The 4,389-nt window shown below is 65.3% G+C and carries 3 protein-coding genes and 1 pseudogene; 1 reads left to right on the top strand and 3 read right to left on the bottom strand.

From position 1 onward, the window contains the following. Both JHD07_RS06955 and JHD07_RS06950 read right to left on the bottom strand, forming a co-directional pair. A pseudogene (locus tag JHD07_RS06955) lies at window positions 1-564 on the bottom strand (cellulose biosynthesis protein CelD); the annotation flags it as partial. Between the two features lie 117 nt (window positions 565-681). Beyond that, window positions 682-2,034 carry an O-antigen ligase gene (locus tag JHD07_RS06950; RefSeq protein ID WP_291620383.1) on the bottom strand — a complete coding sequence of 451 codons (1,353 nt, stop codon included), beginning with the start codon at window positions 2,032-2,034 and terminating at the stop codon, window positions 682-684. 325 nt (window positions 2,035-2,359) lie between these two features. Between JHD07_RS06950 and JHD07_RS06945 the strand changes: the two genes are divergently transcribed. Further along, complete coding sequence (locus JHD07_RS06945) at window positions 2,360-3,346, top strand: glycosyltransferase (protein WP_291620381.1); 987 nt, start codon at window positions 2,360-2,362, stop codon at window positions 3,344-3,346. A gap of 12 nt (window positions 3,347-3,358) precedes the next feature. Here the strand turns inward: JHD07_RS06945 and JHD07_RS06940 are convergent, their stop codons facing one another. Then, a complete protein-coding gene (locus JHD07_RS06940; RefSeq protein WP_291620379.1) occupies window positions 3,359-4,387 on the bottom strand; it encodes a glycosyltransferase family 2 protein in 1,029 nt (342 codons plus the stop codon). Window positions 4,388-4,389: the final 2 nt, after the last annotated feature.

Genomic DNA, 4,389 nt, shown 5'->3' with positions numbered 1-4,389 from the left:
CGGCATCTGCATGCGCTTGATCGAGGCCTGGTAGGCGCCGTAATCGTCGCCCATCAGCACGAGATTGCCGTTGAGCGAGGAGGATCCGGTCCGGCCGAGCGCCGCCAACGGGTTCGTCTTGCCGCCGACCTCGGCCGGCATCTTCCTGAGGCGGAGCAGATCGAAGCGGTCGGGCGCGGCGCGCAACGCATCGATCAATGCCCGGTTGATCGCATCGGTCGTGCCGGGATTCAACTCGACATCGCGCGCGAGGATCGGCGCGTTGTTGTCGGAGACGCCGAGGTCTGCAAATTCGACGATGCGGATGCCGCGCCTGAGATGGCTGATCATCGGCACCACCGCGATGTCCCTGCCGGTGGCGGCATCGGAGATCACCGCGATCAGCGGGGTGACGTCGTCAAACGCCGCGTACCATGCACCGAGCCAGTCGACATGCTGGAACGCGGTGCGGTGTCCGGTGTTCAGGCGCGAAGCGGCCTGGCGCCAGTCACGCATGAAATCGACTGCGATTCCCGCCGCGCTGGAGACCCGATCTTCTGACTGCTCGACGGTGATGAACGTCATTCGCGACATACGACTGCTGAGTGCTTTCAGATAGATATGTTTCGTTGCAGACGACAACAAACGTCGCCGCTTATCGTTAAGCGAGTGCCACCAGAACGGCTTGGCTGCGGCAAGTTGTCAGCGACTTGGTTCCCTGTGCTCGACGCATTGGAACCGGGCTAGGAAGTGCAGACCGGCGACGGCGAAGGCGAACATGAACCAGACGGGATTCTGGCGTTCGAGCAGGAAGGTCTCGGTCGCCCCGTAATAAAGGCCGAACAGCCACACGGTCAGGAACAGCTTTGCCAATGCGCCGCTGCGGCTGCGAGCCTGGGCGGTCTGGAAGTTGCCGAGCGGTGCGAGCACGAAGACGAGGATCACGAGCATCAATCCCGGCAGGCCGATGGTGACCGCGAGGTCGAGATAGCTGTTATGGCTGTGCGCCGCCGACGTCGCCCATTCGGCACCCTGGGCCGTCTGCCGCGCGCTCACGTCGTCCCAGAACGCTCCATAGCCGTGACCGATGATCGGCTTCTCCGCAACGGCGGCAAGCGCGAACTCCCAGATCGCGGAACGGCCGGTGAAGGAGGGATCGAGCGGAAGCAGCCGCGTCATCGCCCCGAGCGCCGGGCTCATGACGCTGCCGACGGTCAACAAATTCATCGCGAGCAGCGGCGCGAAGCAGATGATCCGCTTCAGCCACAGGCCGGGCGTGACGTAGACCAACGATGCCAGGGCGTAGATCGCAAGGCACAACACCGAGGACGTCTTGCCGCCGGTGAAGATCAGGAAGATGCCGGCCAGTGTGGCGATCGCCGGCCCCATCACGAACGAGCCCACCGCGGACAGGTAGATGCCGACATAGACAAGGATGGTCATCACGGGCGAGGCGACGTTCTTGTGGCCGAAGCTGCCGCGCCAGTCGCCGGCAAGCTGCGGCTCGGTGACGTCGAGGGCAGAGTGCATCGAGTATTGCGGCGCGAGGAAGATGCCGAGATAGCAGAGCGTGAGCAGCACGAGCGCGGCGGCGCCAAGACAGAGGTCGAAGCTGCGCTGCGTCGGCGGCAGCAACGGTAGCAAGACGGCGAGCGACGTCACGCTGGCCGCCAGAACAAACCGTTGCATCGAAACGCCGCGGCTCTCGGAGAAGACGATGTTGATCGCCAGCCATCCGAGCAGGCAGAGATGCAGCGGCGTCACCAGGCTCTTCAGCGCTGGTGCATCCGAGCCGGCGACACAGAGCATTCCGACCGCGGCCAGGAGCCCCCAGGCGATGTAAGTCAGCGCCATTCGTCCGCCGACGATGGTGGTGACGTTGGGATCGCGCAGATCCGGAAACGGATCGAGCGTCACCAGCACCAGCAGCAGCGCTGCGATGGCGACGAGGCAGCGCGCCACCTGCATCGCATCGAGCTCCGCCAGACGATCGCGCAGGACATGGCCGAACGATCGGGCTACGGTATCGGTCACGTCGGCAGCGCTGCGGTTCATGGCTCAAGACGTCCGATGGAGCGCCGGGTTGCTCTCGCTCTGGCGTAGACAGATCATCACCCGCGAAGGCGCCACATTGACCGTCTGTCGCTCCATCCGCGGCACTCCGATGCGCATCTCGCATGGGACCGGCTGCCCCACTCTTCCGAACTTGCCACAGGCTTAATGCCGCCAGCTTAACGCTAATCTACGAAACCGGCGGCGCACGCGCGTTCGCGGCGGGCAATCGCTCGCGATCCGAGTATCATCCGCGGGTCGCCGAGGTCTGCGCTCTCGGCACGACAGATACGTCGTGGTTAACAGATCATTAAAGACGGGTCACAGCTTGATCACCGCAGAAGACATTCTCGAATTGCCGGCGGCCTCGCGCGTCTCGCAACCGGCCCACCTGCCACTGCCGCTGAGCCCGGTCACGCCGGTCTCCGTCATCATTCCCGCCAAGAACGTCGCTGCCTATATCGGCGAAACCCTTTCCAGCGCGCTTGCGCAAAACGAGGTGGGTGAAGTGATCGTCGTGGACGACGGCTCCACCGACGACACCGCCGCCATTGTCCGTGCCATTCGTGACCCGCGACTGCGCCTGATGACGAATTACTCCGCAGGCGTATCGTCGGCCCGCAATCTCGGCGCGCGCCATGCCAGCGGCGAGTGGCTGCTGTTCCTCGACGCCGACGACCGCCTGCGCTCTGGCGCGGTTGCGGCCCTGCTGACCGCCGCACGCGGCGCGCCGCGCGCGGTTCTCGTCTACGGCGATTACAATACGATCGACAGCGAGGGACGGCAGATCGGTCGGCGCAGCCTCCTGAAGGGACGCCGCAAGCCGTCGGGAGACGTGCTGACCCGGCTCGCCGCCGGCAACTTCATCGTCAACGGCGGCATCGCGCTCGCACGTGCCGAGGCCTTTCGCGCCGTCGGCGGCTTCGACACCTCTCTCAGATATTGCGAGGACTGGCATTGCTGGTGCCGCCTGGCGGCCATCGGCGAATTCGCGTTCGCGCCAGAGCTTCTGCTCGACTACCGGCTGCACACGTCCAACACCATGAACGCTGCGGTGCGCACCCCGCAGGATTTCCTCCCCGCGGTCGCGCGGGTTTTCGATGACGGGCTGATCCTGGCGAGACTTCCCGAGGGCACGGCGAGTGGATTGCGCCGGGCCGCCGAGATTCACCTCGTCACCTATTCGGCGATGCAGGCCATTCGCTTCGGACGATATCGCGACGCCTTCACCTATCTCGCAATGATCGGCCGGCGGTCGGTCAAGTCGCTGCCACGCTCGGTGATCCGGGTTGCCCTCGCTCGCTTCGGCATCTAGCCGGCCGCCGCGTCAAGTCACGATCTTCGAGGCCTCGTAGGGCTTCGGCTCGAGGCCGAAGGCGGCCAAAGCGGCGCCGACGGCAACCATGACGGGATGCATCGCGACGACGGCCTTCGACGACCTCGACGAGGTCGCGGCGCGAACCAGCGACAGCGGCACCCGTCCAAGCATCTGCGCGAACACCCGTACCCGCGCCGCCGTGCTCCGCGCCGCCTTGTACTGCACACGATAGTTGATCGCACCGATGCGCAGGCCGCGCTTTGCAATCCAGCCGAGGCTGGTGCGATTCTGCGGCACAGTCTCGGTGATGACGGCCTCCGCCGTCCAGTGGAAGGTCATCCCGGCATCGCGGCACCGCACGAAGAAATCGCAGTCGCCGCCGCCGAGAAAATTGAAGCGCAGGTCGAACGCGGGCCGGTCGAACCGCTCGAAGGCGGCACGCGTGATCAGGCAATTGCCGCAGCCGTAGATCAGCGGCACCGCGCCGCTATAGTCATAGGTCGGACAGAAGGCGGGATGACGCGAAAGCCATGGCTTGCTGTCGTCGTCGAACACCGGCAGCACCGGCCCGCCGACCACATCGGCACCGGTTGCCTCCGCTGTTCGGACCATCAGTTCGAGCCAGTCGCTTGATGCGATCTCGTCGTCGTCGATCATCAGGAAGCGGGTGGCAGCGGGAAACAGCGCCTGCGCCGTCTCGAACGCGGCATTGATCGCCTGGCAGTTCCCCTGCCGCTTCTCGACCAGGCAAACGCCCTGGAGCCTGCCGTCTGCGAGATATTCGGCAGCGACCGGCGCGCTCTCGCGCCGCGCGGCGTCGTTCTCGACCATGACGACGGCAAAGGAGCGCGGGGTACGCTGGCTGACGAGCGAGTCCAGCGTCAGCCGCAGGTGCTGCGGACGTCGGAAGCAGGGAATGCAGACGACGATGCCGACCGACAGGTCGATGACGCGGGAGCTCGCCAGGATCTCCCGGTTGGGATCACGCACGGCATCCGAGATGCGCGTGGCGGACAGGTCGGTCGGGATCAATGTCATGT

The organism is Bradyrhizobium sp., from assembly GCF_016462955.1.
In the GTDB taxonomy this organism is placed as follows: Bacteria; Pseudomonadota; Alphaproteobacteria; order Rhizobiales; family Xanthobacteraceae; genus Bradyrhizobium.
Note: the sequence above shows the minus strand (reverse complement) of the source record. Positions and strands in the feature narration are given on the sequence as shown.